Annotated in this window: 17 protein-coding genes, 4 tRNA genes and 1 pseudogene; 17 read left to right on the forward strand and 5 right to left on the reverse strand. The window is 68.2% G+C overall.

The annotated features are described in order from the left end of the window. Positions 1-81: 81 nt before the first annotated feature. From IU449_RS23880 to IU449_RS23890, 3 genes are all read right to left on the reverse strand, one after another. On the reverse strand, positions 82-798 hold the full coding sequence (locus tag IU449_RS23880; RefSeq protein WP_195004372.1) for a demethylmenaquinone methyltransferase: 717 nt from the start codon (positions 796-798) through the stop codon (positions 82-84). A 75-nt stretch (positions 799-873) separates the two neighbouring features. Further along, on the reverse strand, positions 874-2,016 hold the full coding sequence (locus tag IU449_RS23885) for a glycosyltransferase family 4 protein (protein ID WP_195004373.1): 1,143 nt from the start codon (positions 2,014-2,016) through the stop codon (positions 874-876). Between the two features lie 83 nt (positions 2,017-2,099). Beyond that, positions 2,100-2,561 carry a DUF3592 domain-containing protein gene (locus IU449_RS23890; RefSeq protein ID WP_195004374.1) on the reverse strand — a complete coding sequence of 154 codons (462 nt, stop codon included), beginning with the start codon at positions 2,559-2,561 and terminating at the stop codon, positions 2,100-2,102. Between the two features lie 39 nt (positions 2,562-2,600). Between IU449_RS23890 and IU449_RS23895 the strand changes: the two genes are divergently transcribed. Beyond that, positions 2,601-3,107: a DUF2505 domain-containing protein gene (locus IU449_RS23895; protein WP_195004375.1), complete on the forward strand. Its 507-nt coding sequence runs from the start codon at positions 2,601-2,603 to the stop codon at positions 3,105-3,107. Between the two features lie 301 nt (positions 3,108-3,408). Here the strand turns inward: IU449_RS23895 and IU449_RS23900 are convergent, their stop codons facing one another. Further along, the gene (locus tag IU449_RS23900; protein WP_195004376.1) at positions 3,409-4,683 is read right to left on the reverse strand and encodes a geranylgeranyl reductase family protein; all 1,275 of its coding nucleotides are present in this window, start codon (positions 4,681-4,683) and stop codon (positions 3,409-3,411) included. 150 nt (positions 4,684-4,833) lie between these two features. Between IU449_RS23900 and IU449_RS23905 the strand changes: the two genes are divergently transcribed. Both IU449_RS23905 and htpX read left to right on the forward strand, forming a co-directional pair. Further along, on the forward strand, positions 4,834-5,868 hold the full coding sequence (locus IU449_RS23905) for a polyprenyl synthetase family protein (RefSeq protein WP_195004377.1): 1,035 nt from the start codon (positions 4,834-4,836) through the stop codon (positions 5,866-5,868). A gap of 210 nt (positions 5,869-6,078) precedes the next feature. Beyond that, positions 6,079-6,987 carry a zinc metalloprotease HtpX gene (gene htpX / locus IU449_RS23910; RefSeq protein ID WP_195004378.1) on the forward strand — a complete coding sequence of 303 codons (909 nt, stop codon included), beginning with the start codon at positions 6,079-6,081 and terminating at the stop codon, positions 6,985-6,987. Positions 6,988-7,041: 54 nt separating this feature from the next. On the opposite strand, the gene IU449_RS23915 is transcribed toward htpX, so the two are convergent. Beyond that, positions 7,042-7,533, reverse strand: coding sequence for a YajQ family cyclic di-GMP-binding protein (locus IU449_RS23915; protein ID WP_195004379.1), 492 nt, complete (start codon positions 7,531-7,533; stop codon positions 7,042-7,044). A gap of 209 nt (positions 7,534-7,742) precedes the next feature. On the opposite strand from IU449_RS23915, the gene IU449_RS23920 reads away from it, so the two are divergent. The 14 genes and pseudogenes from IU449_RS23920 to IU449_RS29235 form a co-directional block, all read left to right on the forward strand. Further along, positions 7,743-7,825, forward strand: a tRNA-Tyr gene (locus IU449_RS23920). Positions 7,826-8,180: 355 nt separating this feature from the next. Then, positions 8,181-8,253 (forward strand) — tRNA-Thr (locus IU449_RS23925). A gap of 69 nt (positions 8,254-8,322) precedes the next feature. After that, positions 8,323-8,395 (forward strand) — tRNA-Met (locus IU449_RS23930). A 43-nt stretch (positions 8,396-8,438) separates the two neighbouring features. After that, entirely contained in the window at positions 8,439-8,609 is a 171-nt protein-coding gene (rpmG, locus tag IU449_RS23935) for a 50S ribosomal protein L33 (RefSeq protein WP_011211653.1), read from the forward strand. 144 nt (positions 8,610-8,753) lie between these two features. Continuing rightward, on the forward strand, positions 8,754-9,842 hold the full coding sequence (locus tag IU449_RS23940) for a fused (3R)-hydroxyacyl-ACP dehydratase subunits HadA/HadB (RefSeq protein ID WP_324188403.1): 1,089 nt from the start codon (positions 8,754-8,756) through the stop codon (positions 9,840-9,842). A gap of 254 nt (positions 9,843-10,096) precedes the next feature. Continuing rightward, a tRNA-Trp gene (locus tag IU449_RS23945) sits at positions 10,097-10,169 on the forward strand. Between the two features lie 30 nt (positions 10,170-10,199). Further along, the gene (gene secE, locus IU449_RS23950) at positions 10,200-10,601 is read left to right on the forward strand and encodes a preprotein translocase subunit SecE (RefSeq protein WP_195004380.1); all 402 of its coding nucleotides are present in this window, start codon (positions 10,200-10,202) and stop codon (positions 10,599-10,601) included. Positions 10,602-10,747: 146 nt separating this feature from the next. Then, entirely contained in the window at positions 10,748-11,524 is a 777-nt protein-coding gene (gene nusG, locus IU449_RS23955; protein ID WP_195004421.1) for a transcription termination/antitermination protein NusG, read from the forward strand. 113 nt (positions 11,525-11,637) lie between these two features. Beyond that, on the forward strand, positions 11,638-12,072 hold the full coding sequence (rplK, locus tag IU449_RS23960) for a 50S ribosomal protein L11 (protein ID WP_195004381.1): 435 nt from the start codon (positions 11,638-11,640) through the stop codon (positions 12,070-12,072). A 103-nt stretch (positions 12,073-12,175) separates the two neighbouring features. Continuing rightward, complete coding sequence (rplA, locus tag IU449_RS23965; protein ID WP_195004382.1) at positions 12,176-12,889, forward strand: 50S ribosomal protein L1; 714 nt, start codon at positions 12,176-12,178, stop codon at positions 12,887-12,889. A gap of 262 nt (positions 12,890-13,151) precedes the next feature. Next, a complete protein-coding gene (locus IU449_RS23970; protein ID WP_324188404.1) occupies positions 13,152-13,703 on the forward strand; it encodes an NADPH-dependent FMN reductase in 552 nt (183 codons plus the stop codon). A gap of 372 nt (positions 13,704-14,075) precedes the next feature. Beyond that, entirely contained in the window at positions 14,076-14,606 is a 531-nt protein-coding gene (gene rplJ / locus IU449_RS23975) for a 50S ribosomal protein L10 (RefSeq protein WP_195004384.1), read from the forward strand. 51 nt (positions 14,607-14,657) lie between these two features. Further along, a complete protein-coding gene (rplL, locus tag IU449_RS23980; protein ID WP_195004385.1) occupies positions 14,658-15,038 on the forward strand; it encodes a 50S ribosomal protein L7/L12 in 381 nt (126 codons plus the stop codon). Between the two features lie 226 nt (positions 15,039-15,264). After that, positions 15,265-15,370 (forward strand): annotated as a pseudogene (locus tag IU449_RS29235) (ABC transporter ATP-binding protein); the annotation flags it as partial.

Consider the following 15,370-nt stretch of genomic DNA (forward strand, 5'->3'; position numbering starts at 1 on the left):
GAGGTGTGTCCGGAATCACGCGCCCGGCCGGACATCGGAGCCGGAGCCGGGGTGCGGAACGGCGCGGGGAGCGCGGGCAGGTCAGCCGAGCTTGTAACCCCGGTGCAGAGCGACGACACCGCCGCTGAGATTGCGCCACTTGACCTGCGACCAGCCCGCTTCGGCCATCCGCATGGCGAACTGACGCTGATTCGGCCAAGCCCGGATGGACTCGGCCAGATAGACGTAGGCGTCCGGATTGCTGCTGACCGCACGCGCCACCCGGGGCAGCGCCTTCATCAGGTACTCCATGTAGAGAGTGCGGAACACCGGAACGACCGGCGTGGAGAACTCGGCGATCACCAGCCGCCCGCCGGGCTTGGTCACCCGCAGCATCTCCCGCATCGCCAGATCCGGGTCCGAGACATTGCGCAGGCCGTAGGAGATGGCGACCGCGTCGAAGGATCCGTCGGCGAACGGCAGCGCCATCGCGTCACCCGCCACCATCGGCACCGGACGGAAGCTGCCCGCCGCGAGCATGCCCTTGGAGAAGTCCGTCGCCACGCACCACGCGCCCGACTTGGCGAATTCGACGGTCGAGACCCCGGTGCCCGCCGCGAGATCCAGCACCCGCTCGCCGGGCCGCAGGTCGAGCGCCTTGCGGGTCGCCCACCGCCAGTAACGATCCTGGCCCACCGAGATCACCGTGTTGGTGAGGTCGTAGCGCTTGGCGACACCGTCGAACATCGTCGCGACTTCGTGCGGTTGCTTGTCCAGCGAGGCCCGGAACGACTCGCGCTGCTGCTCTGTCTTCGCCACGCCTCGACCCTAGTTCGGTACAGCGGGATTCGTCTCGCCGGGTGCGGCTTCGCCCCGGACGAGCCGGCGGCCGGGTCAGGCGGTGTGCCAACGGCGGCTGTCGACGCCGGTGACCTCCGCGTAGTGGCCCATCAGTTCGGCGCAGACCGCGGGCCAGGTGCGCCGCAGCACCGATGTGCGGGCTGCCGCGCCGAAGCGCCTGCGCAGAGACCGATCGTGCAGGGCCGAGACCGCGCTCGGCAGCAGCTCTTCGAACCTGTCCACGGGCAGCAGATAGCCGTTGCGGCAGTGCGAGATCAGGTCGCGCGGGCCGCCCGCGTCCGGTCCGATCACCGGGATGCCCGCCGCCAGCGCTTCCTGGACGCCCTGGCAGAAGGTCTCGTGCTCGCCCGGATGCACCATCACGTCCAGGCTCGCGTACGCCTCGGCGAGGTCGTGACCGCCCAGTTCACCGGTGAACACCGCGCCGGGCAGCACCCGGCCCAGCCGGTCGCGCTCGGGACCGCCACCGACCACGACCAGGCGGATCCGCGGATCTCCGGCCAGCACCGCCAGTCGTTCCACGTGCTTCTCCGGCGCCAGCCGCCCGACGAACCCGACCACCAGCCGGTCCTGTCCCCGCAGCCACCGCTCCCGCAGCGCGGCACTGCGCGCCGACGGCGTGAAACGGCCGATGTCCACGCCTCGGCCCCAGCGATGCACCCGGGGGATGCCATGCGCGGCCAGATCGGCCGCCGCCGCGCTGGACGGGGCGAGCGTGCGGGTCGCGCGCAGGTGGATGCGGCGGGTCCACGCCCACGCGGCCCTGCTCGCCGGTGCGAGACCGTAGCTGCGCGCGAACCCGGCGACATCGGTCTGATACACCGCCACCGTAGGTAGATCCAGCCGCAGCGCCGCGGACAGCCCGCCCGCGCCGAGCAGGAACGGTGAGGCCAGATGCACCACATCGGCGTCGAAATCGGCCAGCAGGTGAGTGATCCTCGGCTGCGGCAGCCCCACGGGCAGCGAGCTGATCTTCGGCGCCATCACCGCGGGCACCCGGTACACCGGCACTCGCCCGTGTTCCCGCGGCGCCGCGGGCTGCCCACCGGGAGTGTCGGGCGCGATCACCAGCGCCTCGTGGCCGTGCCTGCCCAGATGATCGAGCACCTGGAGCACCGAATTCACGACGCCGTTCATGTTCGGCAGGAACGACTCCGAAACAATGGCTACGCGCACCCTGCCAGGCTGCCGGATCCGCGCCGCCTGCGCCTCACAGCGACATGACCGGCGCGCGAAGTTCCGGCGAACTCCTGTTCTCCTCACCCGCCTCCGGGAGCTCCGGGTTCGCGCCGGCCCGCACGCACCAGCAGCCACCACACCGGCAGCGCCAGCAACCAGGTGACCACGATGACCGACAGCGCGGGAACGACGGCGACCCGAGCATCGCGGCCGGCGACCCGGACCAGATCGGGATCGCTGCGACTGTATTCGACCTTGATGCGCTCGCCCGCGGTGAGATTGGTCGGATAGAGGATGCCGACCTTCGGATTGTGGGTCACGCCGTCCGGGGTGACGTAGACGACCGCCGAACGCAACCGGCCCGCCGAGAGCACTTCGCCGGTCGCCACGACCTTGTCCGACGAGATCAGGTGATCATTGCGCCACGCCGCGAACACCAGCAACACCATGAGCACACTGACCGCCGTCGCCGCGACGAGCACCCCGGTGCGCCATCGCCGCAGCCGGGTCGTCCGCCTTTCGGACTGGCTGGTTTCCGACACGGCCACAGGCTACCGAGGAACTCCGCTAGCGTGACCGCCATGTCCCGAAAAATCCGCTTCACCGTGCCGTACAACGTTCCGGTCGATGATCTGCACCGGGCCTTCACCAACGGCGACGCCTGGCGCACCCGATTCGCCGAAGCCACCACCGCGACCCTGGACGTGACGCACCCCGACGGACCGGGCACCGCCCGCATCCACATGACCGAACGGGCCCGCAAGGACAAGATCCCCGCCCTCGTCGGCAAAGTGCTCTCCGGCGAACTCGTCTTCGAGCGCACCGACAACTGGCGGCCGCTGTCCGGCGAGACAGCCGAGGGCGACTTCCGGGTGGCCACCACCGGCATCACCGCCGCCATGACCGGCAGCCATCGCCTGCGCCCCACCGCCGAGGGCAGTGAGCTCGAGGTCACCGGGACGCTGGAGGTGAAGGTGCCGCTGGTCGGGCGGGCCATCGAACCACTCGCCGAACAACTGCTGCACCGGGTGCTGAACAGCGAGCGCCACTTCTTCGAACAGTGGTGCACGCAACGCTCGCCGTCCTGACCCGTTCGTCGCCGACGGGCAGCCACCACGCGCTGCCTGCCCGATACCCCGGCCGGCTCGACACCCGGCCGCGGCATCGGGAAGCAACCAGCACGTCGACCGCGGGCCCGGTTGCGCCGACACAGCTGGTCGCGAACCCGCGGCGCCGCCCGCCCGTGCGCCTCGACGGCCTGGTCTCGCGACCGGCCCGGATATCTCCGTCTCGTCCTCGCCGCTGCGGATCGGCAATCGCACGCCGGTGGCGCGGGCCGAGAGCGCCGGTCCGCGGCTCCTCGGGCGATTGTCCGGCCCGGCCGGCGGTTCAGCTGAACGGCACCAGATCGTCCGCGCGCATGGACAACCGGCCCGCGGCGCGCCAGGCCCGTGCGGTCAGATCCACGTCCTCGTCGGTGACGAGATTGCCCATCACCCGAACCGCCGTGCGCTGCAGATACTTCGAGCGCATGACCGGCGGCCCGCCGGTGGGCACCATGCGCGGATGGGTCGCCAGCCCGGCGATCCGCCGCGCCACCGAGAAGGTGCGGCCGTAGCGTTCGCGCAGCAGATCCGGCCACAGCGCCGTGAAGTCGAGCGTGGCGAAATCCTCGGAGTCCAGGATTCGGCCGAGCATGTGCCCGCCCTCGAGCCCGTAATCGATGCCCTCGCCGTTGAGCGGGTTCACACAGCCCGCCGCGTCGCCGACCAGAACCCAGTTGCGCCCGGCCACATTCGACACCGCGCCGCCCATCGGCAGCAGCGCCGAGGCCACCGCCCGCAGTTCGCCCTCGAAACCCCACTCCTGGAAGCGTTGCGAAGTGTAATGGCGCAGCAGGGGTTTGAGCGCCACGTGCGAGGGCCGCCGCTCGGTCGCCAGCGATCCGACGCCGATGTTGACCTCGCCGTTGCCCAGCGGGAACACCCAGCCGTAGCCGGGCACCAGCTCCCCGTCGGCATCGCGCAGTTCCAGATGCGAAGTGATCCACTGGTCGTCGCTGCGTGAGGAGCGGATGTAGGCGCGCGCGGCGGTGCCGTAGGCGAACCGGCGATGCCAGGTCCGGCCGAGTTGCTTGCCGATGGGCGAGCGCACCCCGTCGGCCACCACCAGGATGTCGCAGGCGACGGTGACGGTCCGCTCCCCGATGGTGAACCGCACCGCGCTCACCCGATCGCCCTCGCGGACCACGTCGACGGCCTTGGCGCCCTCGACCATCAGCGCGCCGGACTTCACCGCGGTCTCGCGCAGCTTGTCGTCGAGTTCGGTTCGGGGGACGGCACTTCCGTAGGAGGGAAACGACCCGCCCGGCCAGGGCAACAGCGCCTCGCGGCCGAAGCCGGTCATCCGCAGGCCGTGGTTGACGGTGTGCGCGCGCAGCCAGCCGCCGAGACCGAGCAACTCCAATTCCTTGGTGGCGCGCGGCGTCAGACCGTCACCGCAGGTCTTGTCCCTGGGGAACACGGCGGCGTCGGTCAGCGCGACATCACGGCCCGCGCGCGCCGCCCACGTCGCGGCCGCCGATCCGGCCGGACCCGCACCGACCACGAGCACCTCCACGTGATCGGGCAGGACACGACCGGGCATGACATCGGCTGAACCCATGAGATCCATACTGGCACGCCGCACGATCTGGCCTGCGCGGCGTGTGGAAAAGTGTGCGATAAGCCGCCGAATGGCGGTGTTCATGGGCCGCGCGGCGGGGACACGCTAGGTTCTCTACCCGTGGGGTCGGACGCGGCGCTGGGAGACGAGATGAGCACATCGGCAGTGAGCGGCTCGAAGAGTGCCTCGAGCACGGTGGTCGCCGGAGTGGAACTCGGTGACGCTGAGCTCGCCGCGACCGTGGGCAACGGCCTCGAAGAGGTCGAGAAGCTGCTGATCGCCGAGCTCTCCGACGGCGCGGATTTCCTCCAGGAGGCGGCACTGCACCTGGCCAAGGCGGGTGGCAAGCGGTTCCGTCCGCTGTTCACCATCCTCACCGGTCAGCTCGGCCCTCGCCCCACCGATCCGGCGCTGGTCACCGCGGGCACCGTCGTGGAACTGGTGCACCTGGCCACCCTCTACCACGACGACGTGATGGACGAGGCCACCATGCGCCGCGGCGCACCGAGCGTGAACTCCCGCTGGGGCAACAACATCGCCATCCTGGCCGGGGACTACCTGTTCGCGCACGCCTCCCGGCTCACCTCGACGCTGGGCCCGGACGCGGTGCGCATCATCGCCGAGACCTTCGCCGAACTGGTCACCGGCCAGATGCGCGAGACCATGGGCGCGCGCGAGACCCAGGACCCCATCGAGCACTACCTGCGGGTGGTGTGGGAGAAGACCGGTTCACTGATCGCCGCCGCCGGCCGCTTCGGCGGCACCTTCTCCGGCGCCGACGCCGGACACGTCGAGCGTCTGGCCCGCCTCGGTGACGTGGTCGGCACCGCCTTTCAGATCGCCGACGACATCATCGACATCTCCTCGGCCTCCGAGCAGTCCGGCAAGACCCCGGGCACCGACCTGCGCGAGGGCGTGCACACCTTGCCGGTGCTCTACGCGCTGCGCGAGGAAGGCCCCGAGGCCGACCGGCTGCGCGAGCTGCTGGCCGTGCCGCCCGAGACCGACGAGGCCGTGGCGGAGGCCATCGATCTGCTCGCCCGTTCGCGCGGGATGGCGCTGGCCAAGGAGAAGCTGCGCGACTACGCCGAGCAGGCCTACACCGAACTGGCCGCACTGCCCGCCGGTCCGGCCAACGACGCGCTCGAACAGCTCGTGCGCTACACCATCGAACGGGTCGGCTGAGCGGCCTCCCACCGGCCCGGCCGCACGTTTGCCCGCCCGTCGCGGTGATCGCACGCCGTTGTCCGCCGAGGCGAGGCGATCCTGCCGTGACCAGCGAACACCGACGAGTCCCGCGCGCGGCGGCGCGGAACTCCGGCACGTCGGCGATCGTTTCCACCGTGTCGGCCGAGATACCGGCGAAGTGAAGAACGGGGGACTGGCAGGAGGCACATGCACGGGCGCGGATTCGCGAACGATCTGAAGACGTTCGGCCTGATGGCGGGGCTGTCGACGCTGATCGTTGTCGCCGGAGCCATGTTCGGCGACACCAGGATCCTGATCTTCGCCGTCGGGCTCGCCGTGGCGGTGAACGGCTGGGCGTACTTCAACAGCGACAAGCTCGCGCTGAAGGCCATGCGGGCCATCCCGGTCAGCGAGCTGGAAGCACCGGTGATGTACCGGATCGTGCGAGAGCTGGCGACCACCGCGCGCCGCCCGATGCCCCGGCTCTACATCAGCCCCACCAATGCCCCCAACGCCTTCGCCACCGGTCGCAGCCCGAGGCACGCGGCGGTCTGCTGCACCAGCGGCATCCTGCGCATCCTCGACGAACGCGAGCTGCGCGCGGTGCTCGGCCACGAACTCTCCCACGTCTACAACCGCGACATCCTGATCTCCTCGGTCGCGGGCGCGCTGGCCGCCGTCGTCTCCGGTTTGGCGAACATGGCGTTCTTCGCCGGTGTGTTCGGCGGCAACAACAGCGGCGACGGCCAAGGCGGCAATGTCGTGGGTGTGCTGCTCGTCTCACTGCTGGGCCCGGTCGCCGCCACCCTGGTGAAGCTGGCGGTCTCGCGCTCACGCGAGTACGAGGCCGATCAGTCCGGCGCGGAGCTCACCGGCGACCCGCTGGCGCTGGCCTCGGCCCTGCGCAAGCTCGAACGCGGCGTGCAGGCCGCTCCGCTGCCGCCGGAACCGCAGCTGGCCGCGCAGTCGCACATGATGATCGCCAATCCGTTCCGCGCCGGCGAACGCGCCGCCCGGCTGTTCGCCACCCACCCGCCGATGGCCGAGCGGATCGCGCGGCTGGAGGCACTGGCGGGCGACGGCCGCGATCCCTATCGCAACGACTACTACCGCTGAGCGCGGGATCGCGAGTTTCGGTCGCCTCGGGCCCCGGTCGTCTTCCCGCGGGACCTAGCGGTAGTTGACGAACTGCAGGGCGATGCCGAAGTCCTCGCCCTTGAGCAGCGCGATGACCGCCTGCAGGTCGTCGCGCTTCTTGCTGCTGACCCGCAGTTCGTCGCCCTGGATCTGCGCCTTGACGCCCTTGGGCCCCTCGTCGCGGATCTTCTTGGAGATCTTCTTCGCGTGCTCGGTGTCGATGCCCTGCACGAGTGTGCCGGTGATCTTGTAGGTCTTGCCGGAGGCCGCGGGCTCGCCCGCGTCGAACGCCTTGAGCGAGATGTCGCGGCGGATCAGCTTCTCCTTGAAGACCTCGAGCGCCGCCTTCACACGCTCCTCGGCCTCGGCGGTCAGGACGATCTTGTCCTCGCCGGACCACTCGATCGTCGCGCCGGTGCCACGGAAGTCGTAGCGGGTGCTCAGCTCCTTCTCCGCCTGATGCAGGGCGTTGTCGACCTCCTGCCGATCGACCTTGCTCACGACATCGAATGACGAATCGGCCACACTGCGCTCCTGTTCCTCATGGATCCGACGACTCCGCACACCACCGGGCACACCGGGGCCGGGAGTACGGGCGACGTCGGCACACTACCCCGGAAAGTGCTACCCCCCGAAAAGCGACACCTGCTCCGTCCGCACGGCGTTGGCCAGCCGGTTTGCATTCTGGACGGGGGTTCGTTGTATTCTGCTCCACGCACCGGCAACGGTGGCACGGCAGGTTGCCCGAGCGGCCAATGGGAGCAGACTGTAAATCTGTCGGTGAAAGCCTACGTAGGTTCGAATCCTACACCTGCCACAAGATCGGCAGAGAGCCCCGCAAGCGAGAAATCGCTTGCGGGGCTCTTCTGATTTTCGGGCTCTCGGCAGGTGTGATTCCGGGACCTCACCGAGGCTCTCGTCGCAGGCCGGGTCTGATCGGCTGCCATCGCGCCCGACGAGGTGATCGCGTCCTTCGCCCCGGGGGCGGGGACGCCGGACATCTCGAACGGCCGATGAGAGCAGCCGAACGCCCCGTTCGAGACCCTTCTCGATGCTGCCGAAAAGTCTGTCTGACCAGCCGATTTGTAACTCGACGTAGCGTGTGTGTAATCTCTTTCAAGACGTCGCCGCCCCGGAGTCGCGAAGAGGGACAACGGAGCGAGTGTAGTCATGCCCCCTTAGCTCAGTCGGCAGAGCGTTTCCATGGTAAGGAAAAGGTCAACGGTTCGATTCCGTTAGGGGGCTCGCCGGATTGCCGGTGGTGTCCGACTCGGCAACCTCGCCGCGGCGTCGCCGACGGCAGACCGCGCACAAGGCGGTGTAGCTCAGGCGGTAGAGCAAACGACTCATAATCGTTGTGTCGCCGGTTCGAGTCCGGCCATCGCTACCCATACTGATTATTCAGGTCGACCCGGAAAGAAGGCATAGTCGTGGCCGCGAAGTCCACCGATGTCCGGCCAAAGATCACCTTGGCCTGCGAGCAGTGCAAGCACCGCAACTACATCACCAAGAAGAACCGGCGTAACGACCCGGATCGGCTGGAACTGAAGAAGTTCTGCCCGAACTGCGGCACGCATCGCGCGCATCGCGAATCCCGCTGACTTCTCACGCGTGACATCCTCCGCGTGAAACGCCAAGGGCCGGACGGAATCGTCCGGCCCTTAGCGCTGTCTGCGGTAGGGTACGACAAAGGTGAACGCCCCCGCCGACCCCCGGCTGCGGGGTCAGATAGGTACAGTCCCCACGTGACTACGAACACCGGAACACAGCAAGCGGTCCAGGTGAACGAAGAAGTCTTCGACGCCGCGGCACACGCGGCGGCCATGGTCGGTCACCACTATCGCGTCGACGACTACTACGAAGTCGGTCGCGAGAAGGTCCGGGAGTACGCCCGGTCCGTGCAGGACTACCACCCGGTGCACTGGGACGAGAGCGTCGCGCAGGAGTACGGCTACGACAGCCTGGTCGCCCCGCTCACCTTCGTCTCCCTGGTCGGCATCCTGGCCCAGCGCAAGCTGTTCGAGACGGTCGTCACCGGCTACGACCTGAGCCAGATCATGCAGACCGACCAGATCCTGGAATTCCATCGCCCGGTCCGGGTCGGCGACCAGCTCACCTGCGATGTGTACCTGCACTCGTTCCGGCAGGCGTTCGGCGGCGACATCATCGTCACCAAGAACATCGTGACCGCGCAGAACGACGAACTGGTGCTCACCACCTACACCACGCTCGTCGGCCGCAGCGGTGCCGATATCGACCCGAACCTGCAGCACGCGGTGCGCAACGTGCTCATGCACGGCATCGGTCCCGAGGAGCCCGAGCACCACCCGCGCGCCGATCACCTGCTGGGCCAGGTGGCGAGCGCTTCCCCGGTCCCCGTCGGCACCCTGCCCGAGCCGTTCGTCAGCGAGCGCGCCCGCGCCTTCGACCACGTCGCCGTCGGCGACGAACTGCCCGTCCGCACGGTGCGGCTGACCCGCGGCGATCTGGTCAACTACGCCGGAGTGTCCGGCGATGCCAACCCGATCCACTGGAGCGACGATGTCGTCAAGCTGGTCGGCCTCGACGACGTGGTCGCCCACGGCATGCTGACCATGGGCCTCGGCGGCGGCTTCATCAGCTCCTGGCTGGGTGATCCCGGCGCGGTCAAGGAGTACAACGTGCGCTTCACCAGCCCGGTGTTCGTGCCCGCCGATTCCGCCGCCGAGATCGAGTACGCCGGCAAGGTGAAGTCGATGGATCCCGAGACCCGCACCGCCGTGATCGCCGTCGTCGCCAAGTCCGCGGGCAGGAAGATCTTCGGCCGCGCGACCGCGACAGTGCAGCTGTCCTGAATACCGGCTGACCTGCCGCACCGGGCCGGATTGGCTATTGCGCGGGTCGGTAAGTACACTCGGGAGCCTGGGGTCACCAGCCGCTGCGCGCTGCTCTGTGGGGCTGGTTCCTGCGGGAGCCGGCAACGCCGACGCGGCGCGCGTCCTGTGTAAGGTGCGTAAGGTGCCCCCGGACCGGAGTCGGGAACGCTTCGACGCCGGTACAACTGAATATCGAACGGTGGTTGGACAGCTGTTCCACACGGTCCAACCGAAGGGGCGTAGCTCAACTGGCAGAGCAGCGGTCTCCAAAACCGCAGGTTGCAGGTTCAAGTCCTGTCGCCCCTGCCCTTTTGCCAGCGACGAGAGAGGATCGACGTGAGCGACGAGCGGGACACTCGCCACGGCGCGCATGCGGCCGACAATGGCGATGGCACCGCCGAGGTGAACCGGCCGAGCGGCAAGCGTTCGGCCCGGCGGACCCGCTCCGGCTCGTCCTCCTCGGTCGAAACCGGTGCGATCGCCACGATCGACCGGTCGTCGAACAAGGCGAACAAGTCTGCCGGCAAGGCCACACGCGAAGGAACGGGTAACCCGTTCAAGCGGCTGATGAAGTTCCTGCGAGAGGTCATCGCGGAACTGCGCAAGGTGATCTGGCCGAACCGGAAGCAGATGGTCACCTATACGAGCGTTGTTCTGGTGTTCGTGGTCTTCATGGTCGCGTTCATCAGCGGGTTGGATCTGGCGTTCATCAAGGGTGTCAACTGGCTGTTCGGCTGACGCCGAGCTGTTCGGCCGACGCCGAGGCTGTTCGGCCGACGCTGACGCCGTAGCCGATCCCCGGGGCGGACCGGCGGAGAGATCTCCGTCGCGCCCGGCCCGGCACGCAGAGGATGTACGTGACGACACAGGAAGCGAGTGCCCCAGTGAGCACCCCGGAGAACGACACCAACGCCGAGTTCCCGGTCGACGACGTGGTGGCCGAGCAGGCCCGCGACGAGGTGGACGACGCGGCGCCCGCCGAGGAGCCTGTGGCCGAAGACGACGCTGTGGCCGAAGCCGCCCCCGAGGAGCCGGCCGATCCCGTCGCCGCGATGAAGGCCGCGCTGCGCCGCGCCCAGGGCGACTGGTATGTCATCCACTCCTACGCCGGCTACGAGAACAAGGTGAAGGCCAACCTCGAGACCCGCGTGCAGAACCTGGACCTCGAGGACTACATCTTCCAGGTCGAGGTGCCGACCGAAGAGGTCACCGAGATCAAGAACGGCCAGCGCAAGAACGTCAACCGCAAGGTGCTGCCCGGCTACATCCTGGTGCGCATGGAGCTCAACGACGAGTCCTGGGGCGCGGTGCGCAACACCCCCGGTGTCACCGGCTTCGTCGGCGCCACCTCCCGGCCCTCGCCGCTGTCCATCGACGACGTGGTGAAGTTCCTGGTGCCCGCCTCGCAGCGGAAGAAGGCGCCCGCCGCCGCTGCCGCGAGCGCCGAGTCCGCCGCGGGCGCCGAGGCGGCGCCGAAGCCGGTCATCGAGGTCGACTTCGAGGTCGGCGAGTCGGTGACGGTGATGGACGGCCCGTTCGCGACGCTGCCCGCCAGCATTTCCGAGGTCAACGCCGAGCAGCAGAAGCTGAAGGTGCTCGTGTCGATCTTCGGCCGCGAGACCCCGGTCGAGCTGGCCTTCACCCAGGTCGCGAAGATCTAGTTGCTTCCGTCGCGGCCCTGGCGGTCGGCGACGGGATGGTTCGGGCCCGCGCCGCGGGTTCGACTTCCGCGAGGCTTGCACACAGCAAGGACACCAACACCTAGGAAAGAAAGATGCCCCCCAAGAAGAAGAAGCTCGCCGGGATCATCAAGCTTCAGATCCAGGCCGGTCAGGCGAACCCGGCTCCGCCGGTGGGCCCCGCTCTCGGTCAGCACGGCGTCAACATCATGGAGTTCTGCAAGGCGTACAACGCCGCGACCGAGTCGCAGCGTGGCAACGTCATCCCGGTCGAGATCTCGGTGTACGAGGACCGGTCCTTCGACTTCAAGCTGAAGACCCCGCCGGCCGCCAGGCTGCTGCTCAAGGCCGCGGGCGTGCAGAAGGGCTCGGCCGAGCCGCACCGCAACAAGGTCGCCTCGGTGACCATGGACCAGGTGCGCGAGATCGCCAAGACCAAGATGGAAGATCTCAACGCCAACGACATCGATCAGGCCGCGAAGATCATCGCCGGTACCGCTCGCTCGATGGGCATCACTGTCGAGGCGTGAGCCTCGGCACGAACCCGTCGGGCTGGAACGCCGCCCGGCAAGACACGGTGGGAGGGTCGGCCAGACCCGTGAACCACTTCTGAACCACGAAGGACAGACAATCATGGCAAAACGAAGCAAGGCGTACCTCGCCGCGGCCGAGAAGGTCGATCGCTCGAAGCTCTACTCCCCGCTGGCCGCCGCGCGGCTGGCCAAGGAGACCGCCACCACCAAGACCGACGCGACCGTCGAGGTCGCCGTCCGTCTCGGTGTGGACCCCCGCAAGGCCGACCAGATGGTTCGCGGCACCGTGAACCTGCCGCACGGCACCGGTAAGACCGCCCGCGTCATCGTGTTCGCGGCCGGCGAGAAGGCTGCCGAGGCCGAGGCGGCGGGCGCCGACGCGGTGGGCGCCGAGGATCTGATCGAGCGTATCCAGGGCGGCTGGCTGGACTTCGACGCCGCGATCGCCACCCCGGACCAGATGGCCAAGGTCGGCCGCATCGCGCGTGTCCTGGGCCCGCGCGGTCTGATGCCGAACCCGAAGACGGGCACGGTCACCAACGACGTGACCAAGGCCGTCAACGACATCAAGGGCGGCAAGATCAACTTCCGCGTCGACAAGCAGGCCAACCTGCACTTCGTCATCGGCAAGGCGTCCTTCGACGACGCCAAGCTGGTGGAGAACTACGGCGCCGCGCTGGAGGAGATCCTGCGCGTCAAGCCCTCCACCGCGAAGGGCCGCTACGTCAAGAAGGTGACGGTCTCGACGAACACCGGACCGGGCATCCCGGTGGACCCGAACCGCACCCGCAACCTCCTCGACGAGGAAGCGTGAGCGCCGACAGGTAACCCCTGATCCGTCCGTGAGGGTGGGAACGCTACCGAAGCGTTCCCACCCTCACGGCGTTTCCGACGGGAGTAACCGGCCGGACCGCCCGGTTGATCCCGGTGTGACCGAACACCAGACCTCCGGCTCCATGGCACCCGGCGCCGCATCATCCGGCTCCGCATCACCCGGCTCCGCGACGGCCGCTTCCGCGACGCCCGGCTCCGCGAGATCCGATTCCGCGACAGCGGGTTCGGTGACGGCGGGTTCGGTGACGGCGCGGATTCTGCTGATCTCCGGAAGCACCCGCGAGGGCTCCACGAACACCGCCGCACTGCGCACTGTCGCCGCGGATGCCACCGGGGAGGTCCGCGTGCGGCTCTACGGGGGTCTGCGCGAGGTGCCCGCCTTCGTGCCCGGTGCCGACCCAGGGCAGTTCCCCGCCGTCGTCGCGCTGCGGGCCGCGCTGGCGTGGGCCGACGCGGTGTTGATCTCGACCCCGGAGTACGCGGGCACCTTGCCCGGCGCGTTGAAGAACCTGCTCGACTGGACGGTGGGCACCGCCGACCTGTACGAGAAGCCGGTCGCCTGGCTGGCGGTGGCCCCGGCGGGGCGCGGCGAGGGTGCTACCTCCACCTTGGCGAGTGTGCTCGGTTACGTCGGTGCGCGGGTGGTGCGGGCGGCGTGCCTGAGCAGCCAGGTCCTGGCTTCCGAAATCGGCGACGACGGCCTGGTGACCAGCGCCGCATTCCGCAGCACTGCCGCCGATGCGGTGAACATGCTTGCGGCACAGGCCATCACAATGGTGAACGCACGCGGTTGATGCCGTTTCGATGAGCAGCGTGACAGGGTCGGAGCGGCCGACGTCGACCCGTTTTGGCAGATGAGGGGCCTACCGGGTACTCTGGTCGGAAGTTGTCGACCAGTTCGACCGCTACCCAATCCGTTCTACCGAAGACCGTTGGTCGCCGTGCCCGTAAGGGTTCGGCCGAAGGTCCGGCATCGCGCCGGCGGCCCACGCAGGGAGAGCCGAGGCTGGGAGCCCCGTTCGAGCGAGAGCTCGTAGGGTCTTTCTGATGCGCCCCGGAACGCTCTGCGTCCGGGGCGTTCGTGTTGCCGGGGACTTTCCCGCAACAGACTCCCGCGGTGATCGGTAGGGGGAGACACCAACCGAGCATCAGAGAGGAGGCGAAGTATGGCAAAGGCTGAGAAGGTCACCGCGGTCGCGGAGATCGCTGAGCAGTTCAAGAGCTCGACGGCCACCGTGGTCACCGAGTACCGCGGCCTGTCCGTCGGCAAGCTCACCGAACTGCGTCGTGCGCTCGGTGACGAGGCCACCTACTCCGTCGCCAAGAACACCCTGGTCAAGCGGGCGGCCGCCGAGGCGGGCGTCGAGGGTCTGGACGAGCTGTTCGTCGGTCCCACCGCGATCACCTTCATCACCGGTGAGCCGGTCAACGCGGCCAAGGCGCTCAAGACCTTCGCGAAGGACAACAAGGCGCTCGTCATCAAGGGCGGCTACATGGACGGCAATGCGCTGTCCGTCGCCGAAGTCGAGCAGATTGCCGACCTGGAGACCCGCGAGGTCCTGCTGGCCAAGCTGGCCGGCGCGCTGAAGGGCAACCTGGCGAAGGCTGCCGGTCTGTTCAACGCTCCCGCGTCGCAGGTGGCCCGCCTGGCCGCCGCGCTCGAGGAGAAGAAGCGGGCCGAAGGCGGCGCGGAATAATTTCCGCGAATAAATACCCCCTGCATACTTTTAAATCGAAAGGAAACAACAATGGCCAACGTTGACGAACTGCTCGAGACCTTCGGCAACATGACCCTGCTCGAGCTGTCGGACTTCGTCAAGAAGTTCGAAGAGAAGTTCGAGGTCACCGCTGCTGCTCCGGTCGCCGTCGCCGCCGTCGGTGGCGCTGCCGCTCCGGCCGAGGCCGCCGAGGAGCAGGACGAGTTCGACGTCATCCTCGAGGGTGCGGGCGACAAGAAGATCCAGGTCATCAAGGTGGTCCGTGAGATCGTCTCCGGCCTGGGCCTGAAGGAAGCCAAGGACCTGGTCGAGGGCGCCCCGAAGGCGATCCTGGAGAAGGTTGCCAAGGATGCCGCCGAGGCCGCCAAGGCGAAGCTGGAAGAGGCCGGCGCCAAGGTCGCCGTCAAGTAATTCCACCGAATTACTTCCACGGGCGGTCCTCATTGCGGGGGCCGCCCGTTCGTCATTTCCGGGCGATAAACGCGCAATTCGCGGCATCGGCGTGGTTACTCTTCGGTCAGGTAGTGGTGTGCACATCACATCGATGCGTTAGAGTGACCGAACCCACTGTGACGTGACGCATCGATCGTCATCCGTGTATCCGGTGGGGGGCTCGCCGAGAATTGTGGAGGTTTGCGTGGGCGTCGAGGTCAGAACAGAGGGCGTGACGAAGTCCTTCGGTTCGCAGCGTATTTGGCAGGATGTCTCGATCACGCTGCCCGCCGGTGAGGTGAGTGCCCTGC

Source organism: Nocardia higoensis (assembly GCF_015477835.1).
Taxonomy (GTDB): Bacteria; Actinomycetota; Actinomycetes; order Mycobacteriales; family Mycobacteriaceae; genus Nocardia; species Nocardia higoensis_A.

What these genes read in the sequence shown, in the direction of transcription:
- IU449_RS23895 (WP_195004375.1), top strand. Translation starts at nt 2,601, where the DNA reads ATGTCCCGAAAAATCCGCTTCACCGTGCCGTACAACGTTCCGGTCGAT.
- IU449_RS23900 (WP_195004376.1), bottom strand. Translation starts at nt 4,683, where the DNA reads ATGGGTTCAGCCGATGTCATGCCCGGTCGTGTCCTGCCCGATCACGTG.
- IU449_RS23905 (WP_195004377.1), top strand. Translation starts at nt 4,834, where the DNA reads ATGAGCACATCGGCAGTGAGCGGCTCGAAGAGTGCCTCGAGCACGGTG.
- htpX (WP_195004378.1), top strand. Translation starts at nt 6,079, where the DNA reads ATGCACGGGCGCGGATTCGCGAACGATCTGAAGACGTTCGGCCTGATG.
- rplK (WP_195004381.1), top strand. Translation starts at nt 11,638, where the DNA reads ATGCCCCCCAAGAAGAAGAAGCTCGCCGGGATCATCAAGCTTCAGATC.
- rplA (WP_195004382.1), top strand. Translation starts at nt 12,176, where the DNA reads ATGGCAAAACGAAGCAAGGCGTACCTCGCCGCGGCCGAGAAGGTCGAT.
- rplJ (WP_195004384.1), top strand. Translation starts at nt 14,076, where the DNA reads ATGGCAAAGGCTGAGAAGGTCACCGCGGTCGCGGAGATCGCTGAGCAG.
- rplL (WP_195004385.1), top strand. Translation starts at nt 14,658, where the DNA reads ATGGCCAACGTTGACGAACTGCTCGAGACCTTCGGCAACATGACCCTG.